This window comes from Lacticigenium naphthae DSM 19658 (assembly GCF_000425865.1).
GTDB classification, from domain to species: Bacteria; Bacillota; Bacilli; order Lactobacillales; family Carnobacteriaceae_A; genus Lacticigenium; species Lacticigenium naphthae.
The window spans coordinates 1-20,901 of record NZ_AUEG01000007.1; the positions used below are offsets into that span (position 1 = coordinate 1).

Annotated in this window: 16 protein-coding genes and 1 pseudogene; 3 read left to right on the top strand and 14 right to left on the bottom strand. The window is 34.1% G+C overall.

Annotated features, from left to right (window positions below; translation table 11 throughout):
* Positions 1-506: transposase (locus H626_RS11315; protein WP_211221963.1), on the top strand; the 506-nt coding region annotated here is incomplete at its 5' end.
* Positions 507-727: 221 nt separating this feature from the next.
* Here H626_RS11315 and H626_RS0106685 read toward each other — a convergent pair.
* The gene (locus tag H626_RS0106685; RefSeq protein ID WP_051237887.1) at positions 728-1,192 is read right to left on the bottom strand and encodes an acyltransferase; all 465 of its coding nucleotides are present in this window, start codon (positions 1,190-1,192) and stop codon (positions 728-730) included.
* A gap of 821 nt (positions 1,193-2,013) precedes the next feature.
* On the opposite strand from H626_RS0106685, the pseudogene H626_RS11800 reads away from it, so the two are divergent.
* Both H626_RS11800 and H626_RS11325 read left to right on the top strand, forming a co-directional pair.
* Positions 2,014-2,202 (top strand): annotated as a pseudogene (locus tag H626_RS11800) (helix-turn-helix domain-containing protein); the annotation flags it as partial.
* A 15-nt stretch (positions 2,203-2,217) separates the two neighbouring features.
* Positions 2,218-2,748 (top strand): integrase core domain-containing protein, encoded by a 531-nt coding sequence (locus H626_RS11325; RefSeq protein ID WP_281170662.1) that lies wholly within the window; start codon positions 2,218-2,220, stop codon positions 2,746-2,748.
* Between the two features lie 620 nt (positions 2,749-3,368).
* On the opposite strand, the gene H626_RS0106695 is transcribed toward H626_RS11325, so the two are convergent.
* The 13 genes from H626_RS0106695 to H626_RS0106765 form a co-directional block, all read right to left on the bottom strand.
* Entirely contained in the window at positions 3,369-4,787 is a 1,419-nt protein-coding gene (locus H626_RS0106695) for an oligosaccharide flippase family protein (RefSeq protein WP_027108664.1), read from the bottom strand.
* A gap of 868 nt (positions 4,788-5,655) precedes the next feature.
* A complete protein-coding gene (locus H626_RS0106700) occupies positions 5,656-6,558 on the bottom strand; it encodes a glycosyltransferase (protein WP_027108665.1) in 903 nt (300 codons plus the stop codon).
* 53 nt (positions 6,559-6,611) lie between these two features.
* Positions 6,612-7,901: an O-antigen polymerase gene (locus H626_RS0106705; protein ID WP_027108666.1), complete on the bottom strand. Its 1,290-nt coding sequence runs from the start codon at positions 7,899-7,901 to the stop codon at positions 6,612-6,614.
* A gap of 1,632 nt (positions 7,902-9,533) precedes the next feature.
* On the bottom strand, positions 9,534-10,688 hold the full coding sequence (locus H626_RS0106720; protein ID WP_051237888.1) for a glycosyltransferase family 4 protein: 1,155 nt from the start codon (positions 10,686-10,688) through the stop codon (positions 9,534-9,536).
* Positions 10,669-11,988, bottom strand: coding sequence for a nucleotide sugar dehydrogenase (locus H626_RS0106725; protein WP_027108669.1), 1,320 nt, complete (start codon positions 11,986-11,988; stop codon positions 10,669-10,671). The genes H626_RS0106720 and H626_RS0106725 overlap by 20 nt, the downstream gene beginning before the upstream one ends.
* Before the next feature lie 2 nt (positions 11,989-11,990).
* Positions 11,991-12,920, bottom strand: a complete 930-nt coding sequence (locus tag H626_RS11195; protein WP_051237889.1) for a glycosyltransferase family 2 protein — start codon at positions 12,918-12,920, stop codon at positions 11,991-11,993.
* Positions 12,917-13,564 (bottom strand): sugar transferase, encoded by a 648-nt coding sequence (locus H626_RS0106735; protein ID WP_027108670.1) that lies wholly within the window; start codon positions 13,562-13,564, stop codon positions 12,917-12,919. The genes H626_RS11195 and H626_RS0106735 overlap by 4 nt, the downstream gene beginning before the upstream one ends.
* 87 nt (positions 13,565-13,651) lie before the next feature.
* Positions 13,652-15,520 (bottom strand): polysaccharide biosynthesis protein, encoded by a 1,869-nt coding sequence (locus H626_RS0106740; RefSeq protein WP_027108671.1) that lies wholly within the window; start codon positions 15,518-15,520, stop codon positions 13,652-13,654.
* A 15-nt stretch (positions 15,521-15,535) separates the two neighbouring features.
* Positions 15,536-16,303, bottom strand: coding sequence for a tyrosine-protein phosphatase (locus tag H626_RS0106745; RefSeq protein ID WP_027108672.1), 768 nt, complete (start codon positions 16,301-16,303; stop codon positions 15,536-15,538).
* Positions 16,304-16,308: 5 nt separating this feature from the next.
* Positions 16,309-17,019: a CpsD/CapB family tyrosine-protein kinase gene (locus tag H626_RS0106750; RefSeq protein ID WP_027108673.1), complete on the bottom strand. Its 711-nt coding sequence runs from the start codon at positions 17,017-17,019 to the stop codon at positions 16,309-16,311.
* Positions 17,020-17,029: 10 nt separating this feature from the next.
* Positions 17,030-17,767 carry a YveK family protein gene (locus tag H626_RS0106755; protein ID WP_027108674.1) on the bottom strand — a complete coding sequence of 246 codons (738 nt, stop codon included), beginning with the start codon at positions 17,765-17,767 and terminating at the stop codon, positions 17,030-17,032.
* 234 nt (positions 17,768-18,001) lie between these two features.
* Positions 18,002-18,973, bottom strand: a complete 972-nt coding sequence (locus H626_RS0106760) for an LCP family glycopolymer transferase (protein ID WP_051237890.1) — start codon at positions 18,971-18,973, stop codon at positions 18,002-18,004.
* 149 nt (positions 18,974-19,122) lie between these two features.
* Positions 19,123-20,292, bottom strand: coding sequence for a nucleotide sugar dehydrogenase (locus H626_RS0106765; protein WP_027108676.1), 1,170 nt, complete (start codon positions 20,290-20,292; stop codon positions 19,123-19,125).
* Between the last annotated feature and the right edge of the window lie 609 nt (positions 20,293-20,901).

Genomic DNA, 20,901 nt, shown 5'->3' on the forward strand with positions numbered 1-20,901 from the left:
GGAAAATCATTCTGAAGAATGTCTGGAGTGTCGATTTTGAGCACTACTTTTCCCATCGCCTTTATGATGGTCAGGTCACTGAAAAAATGATGGTCAATTACCTTTTATCCATCGATGACCAATTCCAGTGGGTATATGATTTGATTAATGATCTAAAATGGCACCTATTTACTGGTAACTATGAAGAATTCGTTGATCAACTCGAACGCAGTAAGGAAAGACCCCTTAAAAGATACGTCAGGACCACCTTCCAGACAATAGAAAAATACTTAGATGCAATAGAAAATTCCTGCACTTACACTTTGTCCAACGGACATTTAGAAGGCATGAATAATAAAATCAAGACAATGAAGCGAAGCGGCTACGGTTATCGTAATTTCGCTCACTTGAGAGCTCGTGTTTTCATCAGTTTCAAGTTGACCGAAAAGACTGACAAGAAAATCAGACCCTTAACATTTGAAGAAGAAAAAGAAATCGAAAAACACAAAGATAGTACAGTCGCATAAAAAGAGGTAGAAACAGTGAAGTTTCTACCTCGGGAATTATAGACCAACACGATTTGACAAAGAACCACAAAAAAATAGTAGTGCAATACCACCGTCGAGGATATTACACTACTAATCTCAGTATGTTTGATAGAGAATAAAAAAATCCAGCTTAAGTTAGTTAACAAAAAATTGGAGAATAGTATGAGGATTAACATTCTAATTTATTAAGATAAGAAAAACTAAGCTAATAAGTTTTTAACTGCTTTCGCAGGATTTCCTGCTACAACAGAAAATGGTGGCATACTTTTTGATACAACCGCACCAGCAGCGATAACACACCCTTCTCCTATTGTAACACCAGGCATTATAAGTACTCTAGTTCCCAACCAACAATTATCTCCTATGATCACTGGTTTTACTTTTTCATATCCTTCAAACCGTTTTATTTCCTTATTGAATTTCTTGTTCTGGGTATATATTTGACATTCTGGAGCCATAATAACATTTTCTCCAATAATAGTATCTTGCCCAATCAAACAATCCACTCCAACATTAGCCCCATTTTTTAAAACAACTCCAGCATGAATAGAAGCTCCTTTTTCAACGTTAATACCTTTCCCTATTTCTTTTGCGATATGCTTTGTACACCAGTTTCTAAAATTCCTACCAAAAAATTTCCCTAGCGGATGATAGGATTTAGGCAAAAATCCACCAATTGATGATAATAATAATTTATATACTTTAATGACAAAGACCTCCTCCCCAACAAATTATAATGAAATTATATTTAACACTTACGTTGTCTAGAATCACTGTAAGTTGCCATAATATAAAAAAAGTTCAAAATATAGATATTCTATGAACCATCTAGCAACAAAGTCAATTTACAAAACAACCTTTATAAGCCTCATGTTTTTAATCTTGAATCTAACTATATATCATTCCCAATTTATGATCACCTTACTTTAACCTCATAATCTATATCATTTACAAATCCACCTTTCTCAAATACTTCATTTCTAACTATACGATTAGTGTCTTACTGGATAGGTTACAATGAGTTGGACAGAAAAGATAAGGTGTGCATACTAAGAACAACATACAAAGGAGGAATCTATCATGTCTACTCTTCGTACACGTCGAACTTATTATAGAAGAATTCAACAAACAAATTTTTGATCTACACAGAGCAGGAAAATCAAGAAAAGAAATCATCGAGGAATATTATTTTACAGGGTCTGTTTTTGATAAATAGGTACACCAGCATAGTCAAACAGACTCGTTTAATGAAAGACATGATTTAACACCTGAACAAAAAGAATTGAAAGAACTGAAGAAAGTCAATTCGTAACTTCAAAATGGAAGCTGCTATTTAAAAGCACGCGAGACTGATATTCAGGCGAAAGTCGAAGTAATCAAGCAAAACCAACATAACTATTCTATATCAGCCATGTACCGGGCCCTTAAAATCATTAGAGGATTTTACTATTACTAAGTAAAAAAATGCGAAAGTGAAGCAGAACTTGAACAAGCAGTCATTGAAGAATTCGCTAAGAGTAGAAATGCCTTCGGCACAAGAAAGCTAAAACCGATATTAAAGAAACAAGGATTTAACGTGCCCCGTCGACGTGTTGTTCGGATCATGAAGAAGTTCCACTTATTATCCAATTATAATAGACCTTCCCATAAATCTCAGAGCACTGGTGTTAACTAGGCTAAAATTGAGAACATATTAAATCGCGAATTCAATCAAGTTGCGCCTATGAAAGTACTCGTAACTAATTTAACTTACATTAAAGTGGCGAGTAGCCGGTTCTATGTTTGTTTTGTCCTCGACTTGTTTATCAGAGAGTTTATTAGTTATTCTGGCGGACCTAATAAAAACGCTGACTTAGTTTTACAAGCTATGGAGACGATTAAAGGCGATTTAAACAAGGTGGAACTCTTTCACATCGATCGAGGGCAAGAGTTTAATAACCAGACCACCGATACCCTCTTGGATACCTTCAAAATTGAACGTTCTTTGAGTAGAAAAGGAAATCCTTATGAAAACGCGGTTGCCGAGTCAACGTACAAATCATTCAGGTTTGAGTTTATCTATGACACCATATTCGAGACACTTTATGAATTACAGGTAGAGCTTATGGATTACGTCAATTGGTGGAATAATAGGCGTCCACACGGTTCATTAAAATATTTTTCTTCTGTTGAGTTTCGAAAAACCTGGGAAGAAACTACTAACACCAAAGGTGGCGCCTGATACGTTTGTCTATTAGTTATCAAACCGACTGAACTTATTCGGGCGAGAGATATAAATAAAATAGCAATAAAACAAATCTACACCTTATAAAATTTGATTAAAAAGTGTTGAAAAACCATACGCTGATACATGCTTTTTGAAAAACTAAAATTTACTATAATTATCGCAGTAATCACTGAACTTGTTTTATTCCATTTAACTAGTTTATCATTATTTATAGCGTTCATCAGTGTCCTTACTTAAACTCCCATCCTATTTCCCTCTAATATCTCATCTACTTCGTTGGTAGAATCTTGAAAAATCATACTTTTAACAATATTTATTTCGGTAAAATTTTCGAAAAGTATTAAGAATTATTAAAATCCACTGAGTGAAATTGATATTTACAGAAAAAAGCCTTCTGTTTTCTCAATCATTTTTGTTATATGATTCCAACTTTCACATAAATCTTAACTTGCATTCTCATCGAGCTTTTTAGGATTCTCTTGATTCATTTTATATTAAGAACATCACTGTTGACTAATTCTTAAAAATTGGTGTTTTGTTAACACACTTAATTAGGAATTATTAAATATGAGGGTTTCATTATTTGCTATTAATATAAGATTTTTTTATTTCTATTAATTTTTCACTAACATTTTCAGTGAACTAATTGTCTCACTTAGATCTTTTTTCTTAATAATCAAATAAAAAATATATGCAGCACCATAAATAAATACTGTAATCCAGGAGTTTATATACCATCCAGATAAAATAAATACTATCGTCATTGATAATTCTAATAAAATGTCTCTTAGTAAAGATATATTCAAAATCTTAGCTAAACTGAACTCGGCTAAAATAGATCTAATTACTAATAAAACTACTATTGACAGAATTGCCATATCTAGATTTCGAAAAACATTCGTAGTTAATGTAGTGAATAATAAACTTAGAGAAACAGAAATCAGATTAATCTTGAGCATTAATTTTTCTTGTCTCAATGTTTTTAAATAGGTATTAATCAATAAGGCCATTTTACCTTCATATATAAATACTGGGAAAACTAGTGCCATATACATCAAACTCTCTGAATACTTAGGAAGCCACACAGATAATAGTGTCTTCATAGGATAATAACCTACTAATAATCCTAATAGTAAGACCATTAAAAAATCTCTCATCACAAAATAAATACCCGGAAGTTTATTTTTTTCTGTTCTTCTTAAAATTGGAAACATTATTATTCCAACAGCATTTATAAAAAGCAACATTAAATTGGAAGCACTCAATGTTAAAGATACTTTCCCAAATGTTTCAACATCCCAGCTTCGTTCGATCCCAAATCTAACTACTCCTATAATTAGCATGCCTGCTATATTTGCAAACATCAATTTTATTCCTACATTAATGTTTTCAAACATTTCTTTAAAACTGAAATAAAATGATGATATTTTTCTGAATACGATATCTTTACAAAAATACATAGCTAAAAGTAAAGAAATGACTCGTCCAATTAGGTCTGCTACAATCATTAATTTAAAATCTCTAATTCCAATTAAAAGGAATAAAATAATTATCAAAAAATATAATAGCCGACCAATCATCGTAACCTGAGCATATTCTCTAATGCGGTTTGTAGCTTGTAAAATCAACAACAACATATGACGTACATTAGTAAATAGCAGGCAAATTCCAGTCATTTGAAGTATGTATGCTCGATTACTATCTAAATTAGATATTTGAGCAATAGTATATAAAACTATGGCTATAATTATCTGGGTTAGTATCAACATGTAAAATTGTGAAAAGAATAATTTTTTATCAAGATCTGTATATTCGTCTCCACCATATCTTAAATATATACCATCATTCCACCCAAAATGTAAAAATCCAACATATGATGCATAAAATAGGTAAAGTTGCCAATAGCCATAATCTTCAATGCCAATTAATTTCGGTACTATTAATACAACTACAGTTGAGATAATTAAAGAGATTAAATTCGAAGATATTGTATATGAAAAGTTTTTTATGAAATTTATTACTTTATCGTTCAATGTATAAACTCCTTTTACTGTAATTGAGATTTCTTTTAAAAAATCAAGATAAACTTACCATCAAATTAATCTATTTATTAAAATTTAATTCAGTAACATGAAAAAAAAATTGGATCCATTAAACTTAAATTTTTTGTTGAATAATCTTCAATGATAATGTTGTTTACTATAATTTCAATTCCAGAATCATCAGACATTAACATTTCAAGTGCATACTCACTACAGTAATTTTCATTGCCTGTATTACAATTTTTATAAAACTGTTTGTGTGAATATAATTAATAGTATGTGTTGCTTTGTCTCAATTGTTAATTATAATGCATTAGTTTACTTAACAATTTCTATCATTTTTTTAGCTAGTATGTATACCTTCTCAATGGTACTATATCTAATTTGACGGTATACTCGTTTACTAATCTATCAGTTGTGTTGATTCCTTCTAATTTATTTATACTATGATTTTTTTAATATTAATAAAATACAGTATATGTAATCTATTAATTTTTTTGCCTCTACTTTTATCTTTCAGAAGCAACATAATCAAAACTCATTATTTTAGTTTCACGCTAAATACTTATTGAGCAATTCGTTAACTTTATTAACTAACAAATCTGAAATGAACTTCACACTACTATCCCTAAAAAGTAAACTCCTTTTCAGAACAAAACCCCAAATATCGATTTCCAATATATATATTGGAAAATTCATCTAGTGTGGATTGCTTTATATACTCTATATAAATTTGAACTGAGTCACGTCGCTCAGCGTATAAAATTACTAGGTATATCATACCGCGTTGAAATTGTTAAGACAATATTGGTCATAAGCTCAATCAATTTCTCTAACCTTCGTAAGGAAACTTTTACTTTCACTCTTTACTTTTCTCCATTAATTTTTGTTTAATATTTGTCAGTAAATACTTTTCGTATTTCCCTACATAAAAACATATTTTAAAAAGTCGGATTTTGGATTTTGAAATCTTTAAATATTTTTTCAAATAAATTAATTGGCTTTCTTCAAGGATTTTCGATTTAAATTTCCAGTTATTTATTGATTTTTTTATCGATAGTCCCTGATGATGTATGATTTTTTCATCAACTAAAATCACTTCTTTAAAACCTTCCTCTTTTATCTTGTGTGCAAGAATTGTCTCCTCATTATATAAAAAAGTTCTTTCATCAAAATAATCTATATTTTTCATTACTTTATATTTTATAGCAAAAAAACATCCTGATAAAACTTCTACATCGAAAGAACCACTTTGATCAACTAATTCATTCCTATTATAAAACTGACTATCTGATGTAATAATAGTATGAAGCTTTGACAAAACAAGCGATGTGTTAATAATCATATGTTGGTATCTTGGTAAGCGCCATGCAAAATTCGCAACTATATTTTCATTAATATCATGTATCAGTCCTGAAACTGCAGCCACTTTATCATGCGAATCAAGATGATTACAGATATTTCGTATACTATCTTCAGAAACATTTATATCTGGATTCGAAATGATTATATTCTGGGGTATATAGTTCTTTTCAGCATATTTAATTCCATAGTTGTTACCACTTGCATATCCCTTGTTTGAATCACTCGAAATTACATCAATTTTTTCAGAAACAAATTTTTTTAAAAGATCATAGGAATTATCAGTTGAACAATTATCAACAACAATAATTTTGTGTAATATTTTATATTCCTTAATTTCATTTAAAAATATTTCTGTTGTTTGAAAGTCATTATAATTTAATAATATCATTATATTCATTCTATCAACTCCAGTTAATTTCTAATCATATTTAACTTTCATTATTGGTAATACTAAGGGTTTATCTTTCTATCACTTTTAGGGAAAATAAAGAGTGAAAGAAAGACAAAGAAAATTAACCCTTGTGTTACAAATGCTGTTTCAATATTTGTCATTATAAACACATAGCAACCAATAACTATTATACCCAAATATTCTTTTTTTATATTACAGCTTCTAATAATGAAAATAAACATTGTAAATATCAATGTGATTATGAATAATCCAATTAATCCAAAACTGAAAAACCCTTCTACAAACGAGCCAATGCTTGCGTTTGTTCCTGTTCCTATAACATATCTTCCAAACCATTTCGTGATCGTATCAGTTTCTCTATATAGAGAATCTATACCAAATATTGATGCTATTCTCGTGTGAGAAAAAAATGTGTAATTATTCAAAAAATATTCAGTATATTTCCTCGATAATAAAGGGTCTACAAATAAAGCTCTTCTAATATAATCACCTAAAAACATTTCATTCGTAATCAAAAATGTTAAATTTTCAAAAAGAGAAATTCCTAATATCATTTTTATAAATCGACCTATTTTCTGATATTTATTTTTCCCAAATGAAAGAAATACCATTAAAACTATATATATAATATATCCCTTCAAACTTCCCGTTGTGAGGAAAACTAATAAAATCATAAAAAGAATGTAAATAATTAATGTTATTTTTTTCCTAGTAATTGAATTAATTAAAATAAAAGGCAATATATATCTCATTAAAAGAGGTGAGGTATATCCAAAGTATGGATTTCCTGAAGCTTTGAAATTTGCCCTCGATTCGTAGACATTCTCAAATAATAAATTTGAATAGTTGATAATTTGATACCTGGACAAATAAGGTAATATCAAAATACTCGTTAATGAAATTAAAGATCCAACTCGATATTTTAATTTAGGTCTACTTAATTCGACTTTGGGTATAAATTTTTCAAGAAACAAAATTGACGTTAATGGTAATATTACAACCAGTAAAGAATTTATATTCATTCCCATACCAACTGTTAATATCACAGCAGGTAGATAATTCATTATCAATATAATATGATAAAGAGAATAGTAGAATATATCAGTAATTGAAGATCCGAATATAATAGCTATACTTGATGCAATAAGGCCAATACAAAAGGAGGGAAAACTAAAGTTACTTATTTCAAATCCTGCATATTTATAAACAGGACCGATTATAAGTATATAATTAAAGGTTAATGATATGAATAAAAATAATAGCAATTGACTATTTATATGCTTATTGTACTTATTAAAAAAACCGATTAACTTGTTAGGTTTACTCATAAAATTCCTTTCTAAACATATTATAAATTAGTATGTCATTTAATGCTACAGCAATTGAATTGGCCCTATTCCTTTTTCTTATACCAAACAATTATGTAAAAAGGAAAGGAGTCAACATAATTTTAAGTATCAAACGAATCATTTTTGAATAGGTGATTGTAGTAATCTTTGAAGTTTGATACTTAGTTCTTTCTTGTTTTCTTTATCATCAAATGGTATTCACAATTTAATTTTTTCATTAAATGTTTTATCAAGTAAGTTACCGAGAAATATTGCGCTATTTTTTACTTGATCAGTGTAACTCCAATCAATCCTAATCTAGAACGAAATCTCCATAATGAACTAATATACAAAAAAAATAAAATGTCCTAAAAAACATGATTCCTACTAGAAAATTATTTTTATAATCATTATCCCTAAACTATTAATTTTTATTTATCTTTCGGTTCTTCATCTTACCACTGGATTTATGACAGTTTGCTTGACGTGTCTTTGACGGTCTTGCGCCAGAAAAGGAAACGTCAAAAACCAAAAAAATAAGAAGGTAGTTGGTTTGCCGTTGTGTCTCAGCGAAGGGCTGTGTCGCCGCCTTAGGGAAACGTCAAACCCGTTTGTATGTAGCTATTCTTATACTAGCTCTTCCCGCAAAATCAATGGAAATTTCCATTTGAACCTATATACTATTTATCCACGGGAAGCATTTCAAAGCTTTATAACGGAAAGAGGAAAAGAATTTGCCTATTATACCTTGAGTGAGTCAGAATTGAACATTTCAATGTGCTTTGCTGATGCGTACGATTCTTGGCAGAGAGAAAGTAATGAAACCAGTAACGGACTTTTAGGGAGTTTATCCCCAAACAAATGAATTCCGATGCCATTCTCACTGAGGTAGTCAAAAAAACTCTTCCCTTGATTAATAATCGGCCAAGAAAATGCATGGATTGGAAAACACCAGACGAAGCATTTATTGAAATGGTGTTGTGCTTTATTTGACAAACTGTCATAAAAAAAAGATTTTAGTTTATACTTTTTTGACAGAGAATTAGCATCAAAAAGTATATTATCTCTAATTTTTCTACAAAGTATTAGCGTAGAGTATTGGTTATCAATCTCGTTCTTTTCACCATGAATATTAGTGTCTAGAAAAAGTAGTTTCTACTTTTAGTATAAATTTCCATGGACATCCATAAAAAAATTTATGTTTGGCATAATATTTTTTCCTGATTTAAACAAAGCGTAGATTTCTTTAATAATTCGTCTTATTTAAGAAAATCAAAAGCATTACGGATAGACTGTCTTTATGATCATCGCTTTCCTTTTTCTTTAAGTGGAGTCTAATATTATCATTAGTTTTTAATTAACCATGCATTTCCAAAACGGGTTGCTTTAGAGAAACTTACAGTCACCGTCTTCATTTACCATGGTTAAATTTTAAATTGAGTGTATAATTAATAATTATTTTAAATCACCTTTTTTAATTATATAAATTTAAACAATAATAATTAAACTATTATTGTTTAAAAAACGAAGGAAGTTCCCTCAGATTTGGTTGATAAATAATACTTAAGAGCTTGAATTATTTTAGTTTACACATATTTAAATTAATTTTTCTTATTGTTTTTCTAAAGTACATTATTCTTCATTAAGAACATCACTATAGATATTACTATATCTATCAACAATTTTTTTCCAATTAAATTCATGAACTTTAACTAAACAAGAATTTGAGAAACCTTCATAATTACTAACAATTCTTATCACTTTTTCTGCAATGTTTTCCTCATTATAACAGTCAACACTATATCCCACTTCACCATCAGCAAACTGACTATCGAACCCTTGACCCTTAGAGTATATGATTGGCAAACCTTGACTCATAGCTTCTGCATATACTAAACCAAAGGTTTCATATATTGAAGGCAAAATAAAAATATCATTTTCCCTATATATATTTATAAGATCTTCTTTCGATTTATATCCTAAATAATTTATATAGTCTAATCCTTTTATTTCATTAAAAATTTTTTGATCTTTAATTTTCCCGACTATATTAAGCTCCACATTAAATCCTTTTTTATTTAGCAGGGAGGTTACCTTTGCCGTTTTTATTATATTTTTGTTTTTATTGATATCTCCTACTTGTAGCAATTTTATATCACATTTATTATTGATTTTTTTTGGTAGTCCTGTATTATCCAACCAAAAACCCTCGATGCCATTGGGTATAACCTGTGATTTATTCAGTATATTTTCCTTATCCAACTCGGGAACATATTCATTAATTACCGAGTCTCTGTAAGATTCCGAAAGAAATATAACTCTATCAGCATTCATAAAAATCTTAATTCCTAATTTTCTCAAATGAATCATCTTTTTAAAAAATACATTTACATCAGCATTTCTAACAGCTACCACATATGGAATTCCATATTCTTCTTTTAATTTCATTGCAATAAATCCATTAGAAAATAATGAATGTGCGTGTAATACTGAGTAGTCTTTGATTTCATATTTACTTATGACATCATTTAGAATTTTTTTATGTTTTAAATAAAAAATGAGCCTATCATATTTTGAATGGTTAACACTAATTGTTGTATATTTTCCAAATGAATCAACATTTCTCAACTTAAGAGATACCGGCACAAAAACGCTTATATCAAGTCCCATTTTTTTTTGCTGATCATACAAGTTTTTATAAAACTTACTACCATTATAATATGAATTAATATGAAGGATTTTCATACCTTTCACCTCAATCTGTTTATTATAATCTCCAATATTCATATCCTTGTTCTTCAATATCACTTCTGTTAAAAATGCTTTTAACATCAATCAGAATTTTTTCTTTATTATCAAAATTTCCATATAGATTGTCAATTTCTTCCCAGCTCAACTGTTTGAATATATCATGAGCTACTGCTAATACTAGACAATCAGCTTCGTTAACTTCATTAATTTCTACCAAGTCAACACCGTATTCACGTTTCGCTTCGTCAGCATTTGCCTCTGGGTCGACAACGATTGGTTCAATACCATAATCCCTAAGACTATTTATAATATCTACTACTTTAGAGTTCCTTGTGTCTGGTGTATTTTCTTTGAATGTTAAACCTAATATTACAATTTTAGAATGTCTCACAACTTTATTTGCTAAAATCAACTTTTTGATTATTGCATCTCCAACAAATTTACCCATACTGTCATTTATCTTTCTTCCGGACAAAACAATTTGGCTATGATAACCAAGCTTTTCAGCTTCGTAGACAAAGTAGTACGGATCAACCCCAATACAATGGCCCCCAACAAGTCCAGGCGTAAATTTTAATGCATTCCATTTAGTGTTCATCGCTTCAACAACTTCGTTTGTGTCAATATCCATTCGATCAAAAACCATTGCTAGTTCATTCATGAAAGCAATGTTAATATCACGTTGGCTATTTTCAACCACTTTGGCTGCTTCTGCAACCTTAATTGATCCAGCCCTATGAACACCAACCTCAATCACTAATTCGTAAACTTTCGAAATCTCTTCAAGGCTTTTTTCATCCATGCCAGAAACAATTTTGATAATATTCTCAAGTCTATGAATCTTATCACCAGGGTTAATTCTTTCCGGTGAGTAGCCTATTTTAAAATCTATACCACATTTCAATCCAGATTCTTCTTCTAATATTGGAACACAGATGTCTTCGGTTACACCGGGATAAACAGTTGATTCAAAAACTACAATAGATCCCTTGATTAAATTGCGGCCCACAATCCTACTAGCACCTTCTACTGGCGATAAATCCGGTGTTTTGTCAGAATTAATAGGAGTCGGGACAGCTACTATATGAAACTTAGCTTCCTGCAACCTAGTTTCATTTGACGTGAATTCTACAGTTGTTTTCTTAATCTCTTGATCTCCAACTTCATTTGTTGGATCAACCCCAGACTTATATAAGTCAATTTTATTTTTATTTAAGTCAAACCCTATTACACTAACCTTTTTCGCAAAAGCTACCGCTATAGGCATCCCAACATATCCTAGTCCTACTACTGCTATTTTTTCTTCTTTTTTTACAATTTTTTCAAATAAACTCATAATTAAATTCCCATCCTTCTTTTATTAAATATATTTAAAATAAATCGTCTAACTTCTTTAAAAAAATCTATCGGAGATGATAAAAACATTATAAAAATACTTCCCAATGATTTAAGATATTCATTATTCCGCTTGTATGCTATAACCATTACTGCGTAATGTCTAAATCTTATAAACATCTTCTCCTGATTTGTAAGGTCTTTAAAATATTTCTTCTTAAATTTATAAAGCGTATTTTCTCCAAATATTTTATTCTTCCCTTGTGAAATACCTCCTTCTTTATGTCTATATGCAATAACATCACATTCTGGTAAATAACAAATTTTCAAATCTTTCTCTATGGATTTTAGCATTAAGTAAAACTCTTGTCCCATATTTGAATCTTCAAATCCACCAATTTCATTAAGTTTATTTGCTTTATACATAAATGTTGGAGTTCCTGTAAGATGTCTCGTAATATGATACTTTAGTAATGATTGTTTATCAAAGCTGTTCAAGTCAGAATATTCACGATAATCAACAACAATCTTATTGTCATTTACTAATTTTAAATCAGTAAATGACATATCACATTCTTGTCCCAACATAAAATTCAATTGTTTCTCAATCTTTTCTGGTAAATATTCATCATCATCGTCTAGGAAGGTAACAAATTCTCCTGTTGCTACCTTAATACCATTATTGCGCGCCAAAGATCCTCCTATGTTTTTTTCATTCATATAATAAATAATATTTGGATCATTAATGTATAGATTCATAAGATTCATAGTGTTTTTTCTGTGTTTAGAATCCGGGGGGTTATCGTCAACTATTACCATCTCCGTATTTTTATAGGTTTGATTATTTATGGAATTTATGGCTCTTAATAGATATTTTGCTTCACGTTTATATGTAGGTATAACCACACTCACTCTCGGATCAGTCACACTCATCTAATCACGCTCTCCTCTTCTTTTTGCTCTTGTTTATTTGAATTTTTTGACATAACCCCAGTACCACCTTCTAACACACCATCGTTTCTCAAAACACTAAACACAGTTCCAACGAAACATCTTGCATCCATCATGAACCCTATCATATCCGCGTACTCTCCGTCAATTCTAGCTTTTTCATCGATTTCGATTTCGTCTCTCCCACTGATTTGTGCTAAGCCTGTCAGCCCCACCGGGACAGCATTTGCACTATATTTGTCTCTCTCCTTAATCAGGTCATACTGATTCCATAATGCCGGCCTGGGACCGATGATGCTCATTTCACCTTTTAAGATATTAATGATTTGCGGCAGTTCATCCAAGCTCGTTTTTCTTAAAAACTTCCCAACTTTCGTGATCCATTGATCCGGATTCTCTAAGAGATGCGTTGGGGTATCTTTAGGTGTGTCTGTACGCATCGTTCGGAACTTCAAAATGTAAAAATGCTTTTTGTGCATCCTCACACGCTTCTGTTTAAAGAGGATGGGACCTTTGGAATCGAGCTTGATCGCGATGATAAGAATGAGAAAAACAGGAGACAATACGATTAGTCCGATCACTGAAAATAGGATATCCAGTACTCTTTTGATTTTTAAATAACCCATGTGCATTCCTCCTGCTTTTTTATTGTACTTGTATTCTTCTCTGTTTGAAATGAAAGGCTCCTCCGTTTTGGCGGAGAAGCCTTTGGTTTACGTGTGAACGGGTTTGGCCTCCGTGATTGCTATTTCTTTTTGTTTCTTTTCTTTTTTGTGCTGGTTTGCAAACTCGACTAGTTCGATTTTCAGTTCAGCGTCGGTGAGATAATCCAAGTGCTGTACAAACTGCATCACTTCTTTGAGTGACTGGTTGTTGACTTTCCCGACAAATATTTTCTCAAAGACCTGTTTGTCGGTATGTTCGCCACCTGCGAGGAGTTCTTCATAGAGTTTTTCTCCAGGTCGGATGCCGGCTTCAACGATCCCGATTTCTTCTTCTGCATACCCACTCAATTGGATCATTGTTCGTGCCAAGTCCAGGATTTTCACGGGTTCCCCCATGTCTAAGACAAAGATTTCTCCGCCTCTAGCCAGTGTACCTGCTTGTAAGACCAGTCGACTGGCTTCGGGGATGGTCATGAAGTAACGGGTCATGCGGTAATCGGTCACCGTGATCGGCCCCCCATTTTGGATTTGTTCTTTAAAGAGCGGGATGACACTCCCGCGACTGCCCAAGACATTCCCGAATCGTACGGCTACGAAATTTGTACAGCCTTCTTCATTCAAGCCGGTCACGATCATTTCGGCGATCCGCTTGGTTGCGCCCATGACGTTGGGCGGGTTGACGGCTTTGTCGGTCGAGACCATCACAAAGCTTCCCACTCCGGCAGTTTTAGCGGCTTCGGCCATGTTTTTGGTCCCGTAGACATTGTTTTTGACAGCTTCCGTGGGATTGTATTCCATCAAGGGCACATGTTTGTGCGCTGCCGCGTGATAGACACGGTCCGGCTTATACTGTTCCATCACTTTAAAAATCCGTTCCCGGTCTTGGATGTCTGCGATGATGGGAACCAATTCCGTTTTGCTATCTTTGATACGGTTCAATTCTTTGTTTATCAGGTATATCGAATTCTCCCCGTGTCCCAATAGGATTATCCGTTTGGGAGAAAAGCGACTGATTTGGCGACAAATCTCGGAACCGATGGATCCACCGGCTCCACTGACTAAGATGGTCTTGCCCGTCAATTGTTGCGAGATCTGCTGCATGTCCAAATTCACTTCTTCACGTCCCAACAAGTCCGTGATCTCGATTTCTCGGAAGCGACTTACTTCCAACTGGCCTTGGACGACCTCTTCTACCGACGGCATTTGGTTTATTTTCACAGGGGTCTCACTACAGATCTCTACGATGTGATTCAGCTCTTCTTTGGAAAGAGTCGGAATGGCGATCGTGATCTGTTCAATGGCGTACTGTTTGACTAACTGGGGTATACTCTCGGTCTGTCCCAGGACAGGTATACCGTAAAGCGACACTTGCTGTTTGGTGATATCGTCATCGACGAACCCAATGATATTCAAGCCGTAATTGTAACGCTGAATACTGCGGACAAAGAGACTGCCTCCATCTCCTGCCCCGACGATCAAGGTCCGTAATGGCTCGCCTTTGAGATCGGTGCTGTCCTCGCGTTGTAATTTTTGGTGGTGTTCATGGTAGATGCGCCAAAAGATCCGGGCTCCTGGAATCAAGGTCACCGCACTGAGGTAACTTAACACCATAAAGCGGAAACTGATCGTTTGGACGAAAGGTACGGCAATGATCGTTGCCAGTACGTAAGCGGCAGTGACTCCTGCCATATGTATAAGTGTTTCGCGAATACTGGTGTAGCGATTTATTTTTAAAAACAATTTCAGTGTCAGTGCGATCCCTATGTATATTACAATGCTCAGCCCGACTGCTGCCCAGAAATTCCTAGGAGGCAAGGTGACAAACGGCAGCAAGAATAGATAGGCCAGCAAGCTGGAGCTGATAATGATCACACTATCAAAAGCGATTAGAAAAGTAATTTTCTGTTGGCGGTTCATAGTCAGGACTCCTTCTTAAAATAACCCAAACCTTTTTTTCTTACGGATTGATTGAGCTGGTTGCGGGTAAGCCCATTCTCCGTTGACGATATCTTTTGTGAGCTGATTGTACTGATCGACTGTTTGCTGACCGTATTCCTTTTTGAGCAACTGCATGGCTTCCTGCATGTGGAAGGAACGGTTCTGGGTGTTGTGTGCATCTGAAGCAATAAAATGGACCAGGTTAGCTTCGATGAGCTGCTTGCTGAACTTCTGGATCTCTTTGCCAAAGCCACCGGTGTAACTAGCAGCAGTGAGTTGAGCCAGTGCCCCTTTGTCCACGAGTTCTTTGAGTCGTTCCGGTTCTTTAAGGAATACCCGGTTCCGTTCAGGATGGACAATGATGGGAGTGACACCCTTGCTTTCCAGTTGAAAGAATAAGCGCTCGGTGTAGGCAGGAACTTGACTCGTCGGAAATTCAAGGAGCAAGTACTGATTGCCTTCGTCGATAAATTGAATGGTGCCCTCTTTTATGTCTTTGAGGAGTTCGCCATACAGTCGGACCTCTTGGCCAGGAAAAACCGTTAGCGGGATATTTTGTTCGTTTAGAGCAACCTGTAGTTCACTGACTAGAGTCTGTACTTTTTGTTTGTCGTTCATCCACATCTTGTTTTGGTGATGGGGCGTCGCTAGGATGTGTGTGATGCCTTCAGAGACAGCGAGTCGCGCCATCTCAAGAGATTCTTCTAAGTCTTTCGCTCCGTCATCGACTCTTGGAAGGATATGACAATGTAAATCGATCATGAAGATCACTCCTCATTTGCGTAATAGTAAGAATACTTATCGTCTTCTGCAGAAACCCGGTTAAAGATAGCTCCCAGAACGTTTGCCCCGACCATATCCAATAGTTCTTTCGCTTTGGTCACTTCATCTTTGGTAGCACGTCCATGAGGGATGACGAATAGCGTCCCATCTACCTTGCTGGACATTACTTGTGCATCCGTCACGGCTAATACGGGCGGCGTGTCGAAAATGATCAAGTCGAACAAGCCTTCCATTTCTTTGGTGATTTCTTTCATGCGATTAGAATTTAACAATTCTGCCGGATTGGGTGGGATCGCTCCACTTGTCAAGATATATAATCCTTCTGTATAGGTACGGTAAATCATATCTGTCAATTCTGACGTTTTATCGGTCAACACGGAAGTTAATCCATCGTTGTTTTTCACATGGAAAGTGCGGTGAACAGTCGGTTTGCGTAAATCCGCATCGACAAGCAACACACGCATTTCTTCTGAAGCAAAAGTCGCTGCTAGATTCGCAGAAACCAGCGATTTCCCCGAACCGGGTCCAGCCGAAGTGACCACCAATGTTTTTAAGTCTTTATCCACCATGGAAAATTGAATGTTTGTTCGGATCGTTCGAAATTGTTCGGAAACGACGGCAGTGGGTTTAGATATCGTCACCAGCCCCGGGCGTGTTCCGTTGTTTTCTATTGCTTTATTTTTTTGTTTAAACATAACCGGCTCCTTACACTCTTGTTCTCGCTGTACGCGAGTGTTTTTGTAGTTCAGATTTGCGTGGATCTGATTTCAATTCGTCTGTTGTCATCTCAGATATTTTGCCCAAGTTGACCCAACCCAGTTCTTGTGAAATAAACTTGTCATCTTTCACTGATGTATCTAAGAATGCCAGTACGAAAGCTAATCCGACACCGATCATCAGTCCCAAAATCAATCCAATCACCATGTTCAGTAGGTTATTCGGGGAAATCGGGCTCGTATTGGGTAAAGCTGCAGAAATAATGGTAACATTATCTACCTTCATAATGTCGTCAATTTCGTTTTGGAATGTTTCCGCTACGGAATTCGCGATTTCTGAGGCGCGATAAGGATTGTCATCTGTAACCGTCAAAGAAAAGACTTGTGAGTTGTCCTGATTGGCCACTTGGATTTTATCTGATAATTGGGTATGAGAAAATTCAACATCTAATCCCTCTCTTACTCCATCCAAAATCACTGGACCTTTGATGATATCTTTATATGTATTGATCAATTGTAGATTGGTGTTGATATCACTTGCCTGAATCGTTTCACCAGTCTGTGGACGATTCACTAACATTTGCGTGGTCGAACTGTATTGCGGTACTGCGATAAACAATGTATAGATGGCTGCAAGGGCTAGCCCAGCAATGCCTATAGAAAAAATCATCCCTAAACGTTTTTTCAGCATTTGCCAAATTTCAACTAAACTAATTTCTTCTTCCATGGTATCCTCCTGAATAACCGGTTCGCTTCGTGAACCTGTTTTTTTACTTAAGCGTAACTATTTAAAAGTCTATACTTGATTGTGGCATGGGTCAAGGGTTATTTCACTAATGTGCTGATGTTGACACAGAAAACGATTTTGGATATAAGCGATCAGTTATCTAAAAATTTATATATCAGTTTTTTGTTCAAAGAAAAGAACTCCCTTAAGATTCTAAGTGAGTTCTCTTTGTTTTTATTCATTTACTTCTAATTCTTCTTGTAGAATGTCAGAAACTCTAGCAACTTCTTCTTCTGGAATAATTTCATAATAAATCCCATCTATATACTCGCCGTATCCTTCTAACTGAAGTTGGTCAACAGTGTCGGCAGCAGAGCGATATTTATTGAACAAATCCAACAAATCATCAAAACTTAAATTTGTCGTCATATTTTTTTCTAGCGACTCCAACACACCTTGGTAACGTACGACAGAGGATAGAGAAGCTACTTTTTTCAGAGAAGCTTCGATTAACTGACGCTGACGTTCTTGACGGCCATAGTCGCCAGAAGGGTCACTTTTTCGATTTCTAGAATACGCTAAAGCTGCATCTCCATCTACCTTCGTTGTTACGCCTTCAGTAAATGTATAATCGTCTTGGGTAAATGAGATCGGCGGGGTCACTTCTACTCCACCCAGAGAATCAATAATATCTTTTAATCCTTGCATATTAACACTGACGTAATAATCGATTGGAACATCAAATAAATTTTGCACTGTATTAATAGACATACTTGCCCCACCGAAAGCATAAGCATGATTAATTTTGTCCATTGTCCCACGTCCAATGATCTCTGTGTAGGTATCACGCGGAATACTCAATAATTTGGTTTCATTTTTTTTCGGATTGACGGTCATTAACATAATTGTATCTGAACGTCCTTGGTCCGTACGGCCAGCAAATCCGGTATCGATCCCCATTAAAAGTACAGAAAAGGGGTCTTCTCCTCCATCTACATCAACTGGTTTTGTTCGTCGTTCTTCTTTATCTGTTACTTCTGAATAGATATTGTCGGATGTACTGACCACGTCACTGTATACTTTCCATACTAATATACCAATTGTAGCGACCGCGATTAAGGCTAACACTCCTAAAATCCGTAAAAATCGATTCCTTTTCTTATTCTTTTTATGCAGTTGTTTTTTTTCTAATCGTGTTTGAGGCATATCCTCACCTGTCTCTCTTTTTCATGTAATAATTTCTGTATTGAATTCCCAATTGTTAATTTTACTCTTTTCCTATGTAATAGTAAATAAGTATGAAGGTTTCTTTACAAAATCTTCATACTTATCACTAAACTTCTCTTTTGATTTTTTTAGTTGTTGTGAAATAGGTCTCTCGTATACACTTTTTCAGGAACAGTATCTAATTTTTCATCAAAGCGGTTAGCCACAATGACATCTGACCGTTTCGCGAATTCCGCAAAATCTCGAATAACTTCAGAGTTATAGAACTTATCTTCCTTGAGAACAGGTTCATATACAACTACTTCCACACCTTTAGCTTTGATGCGTTTCATAATGCCCTGGATAGAAGACTGACGAAAATTATCGGATTCACTTTTCATTGTTAAGCGGTATATGCCGACTGTTTTAGGGTTCCGAGCCAACACTTGGTTCGCCACAAAATCTTTTCTTGTCCGGTTTGCCTCAACAATGGCCCCAATAATATTATTCGGGACATCTTCGTAGTTAGCCAATAATTGTTTAGTATCTTTCGGTAAGCAATAGCCACCATATCCAAAGGATGGGTTATTGTAGTGATCTCCGATACGCGGATCTAAACTGACGCCATTAATGATAGCTTGAGAGTCTAACCCTCTTACTTCAGCATAGGTGTCTAATTCGTTGAAATAAGCTACACGTAAGGCAAGGTAGGTATTCGCAAACAATTTCACTGCTTCTGCCTCGGTAGAATCCATCAGCAATACCTTTATATCTTCTTTCAATGCTCCCTGAACGAGTAAATCAGCAAACTTCTGCGCACGTTTCGAACGTTCACCCACAATTATCCTGCTTGGGTAAAGATTATCATACAAAGCATTTCCCTCACGAAGGAATTCCGGTGAAAAGATAATGTTTTCTGTATTGAACTTTTCTCTGATTTCCTGAGTGTATCCAACTGGGACAGTCGATTTAATGATCATTGTCGCATCTGGAGCAAGCTGAATCACATCTTTAATGACACTCTCTACTGCAGAAGTGTCGAAATAATTTTGTACCTCATCGTAATTGGTCGGAGCAGCAATGATCACATATTCCGGATTATGTGCATAGGCTTCTTCTCTATCTAAAGTAGGTAACAGATTCAGCTCTTTAGTAGCCAAGTATTCTGAAATCTCTTTGTCTACGATGGGGGATTTTTTATTTTTTACCATTTCAACTTTTTCTGCGATGACTTCTAAAGCACGGACTTCGTTATATTGGGCTAATAATACTGCATTTGATAACCCTACGTAACCCAAACCTACAACAGTTATATTCATGTATTATTTCCTCTTTCCAATTAGATTGATTACAAAAAATCTCACATATTAATCATACATGATTTAAACAAAAAAATAAATCTCTATCCTCATTCTTACTTTTTTTTTAGAAATCCGTACCAATTTTGTGATATATGAATTCTTTAGGGGAATCAGGTGGAGTATGAATAAATGTGTATTTGGTGCCTTATATGAATAAAAATATCTAACGAATATTTTAATAATTTGTTTCTTACTTTCCATAATGAAAGTTTCAATCCACAAGAAATAAACATTAGAAAAATCCAATTACTCTTTTTAAACATACAAAAGAAACACTTCCAAACAAAAATTGAGTTTCATGCTTAAAGTTGCTCATTCTTAAAAGGAAAATTTAATTCTAGGTGTTCGTGAAGCATATCGTACACCCATTTCATTTTTTCATCATAAACCATATTGTAGTCTATGCCATTCATCGTTTTTGACTGTACTTTTCAAATGAGTTTCTTCACTAAATTAATTACTCACTGAACGTCCTAGTGCTATCCAACCTGAAGACCGGAATCCTTATTTGAATCACTTTCCTATTTTTCCAAGTATGCTAATGCGGTATCATTTCAATAACATAAA

Excerpts from the sequence above, each read along its gene's own strand:
- H626_RS0106760 (WP_051237890.1), bottom strand. The coding sequence starts at position 18,973 with ATGCCTCAAACACGATTAGAAAAAAAACAACTGCATAAAAAGAATAAG.
- H626_RS0106700 (WP_027108665.1), bottom strand. The coding sequence starts at position 6,558 with ATGAATATAATGATATTATTAAATTATAATGACTTTCAAACAACAGAA.
- H626_RS11195 (WP_051237889.1), bottom strand. The coding sequence starts at position 12,920 with ATGAGTGTGACTGATCCGAGAGTGAGTGTGGTTATACCTACATATAAA.
- H626_RS0106705 (WP_027108666.1), bottom strand. The coding sequence starts at position 7,901 with ATGAGTAAACCTAACAAGTTAATCGGTTTTTTTAATAAGTACAATAAG.
- H626_RS0106765 (WP_027108676.1), bottom strand. The coding sequence starts at position 20,292 with ATGAATATAACTGTTGTAGGTTTGGGTTACGTAGGGTTATCAAATGCA.
- H626_RS0106720 (WP_051237888.1), bottom strand. The coding sequence starts at position 10,688 with ATGAATATTGGAGATTATAATAAACAGATTGAGGTGAAAGGTATGAAA.
- H626_RS0106735 (WP_027108670.1), bottom strand. The coding sequence starts at position 13,564 with ATGGGTTATTTAAAAATCAAAAGAGTACTGGATATCCTATTTTCAGTG.
- H626_RS0106725 (WP_027108669.1), bottom strand. The coding sequence starts at position 11,988 with ATGAGTTTATTTGAAAAAATTGTAAAAAAAGAAGAAAAAATAGCAGTA.
- H626_RS0106740 (WP_027108671.1), bottom strand. The coding sequence starts at position 15,520 with ATGAACCGCCAACAGAAAATTACTTTTCTAATCGCTTTTGATAGTGTG.
- H626_RS0106745 (WP_027108672.1), bottom strand. The coding sequence starts at position 16,303 with ATGATCGATTTACATTGTCATATCCTTCCAAGAGTCGATGACGGAGCG.
- H626_RS0106750 (WP_027108673.1), bottom strand. The coding sequence starts at position 17,019 with ATGTTTAAACAAAAAAATAAAGCAATAGAAAACAACGGAACACGCCCG.
- H626_RS0106755 (WP_027108674.1), bottom strand. The coding sequence starts at position 17,767 with ATGGAAGAAGAAATTAGTTTAGTTGAAATTTGGCAAATGCTGAAAAAA.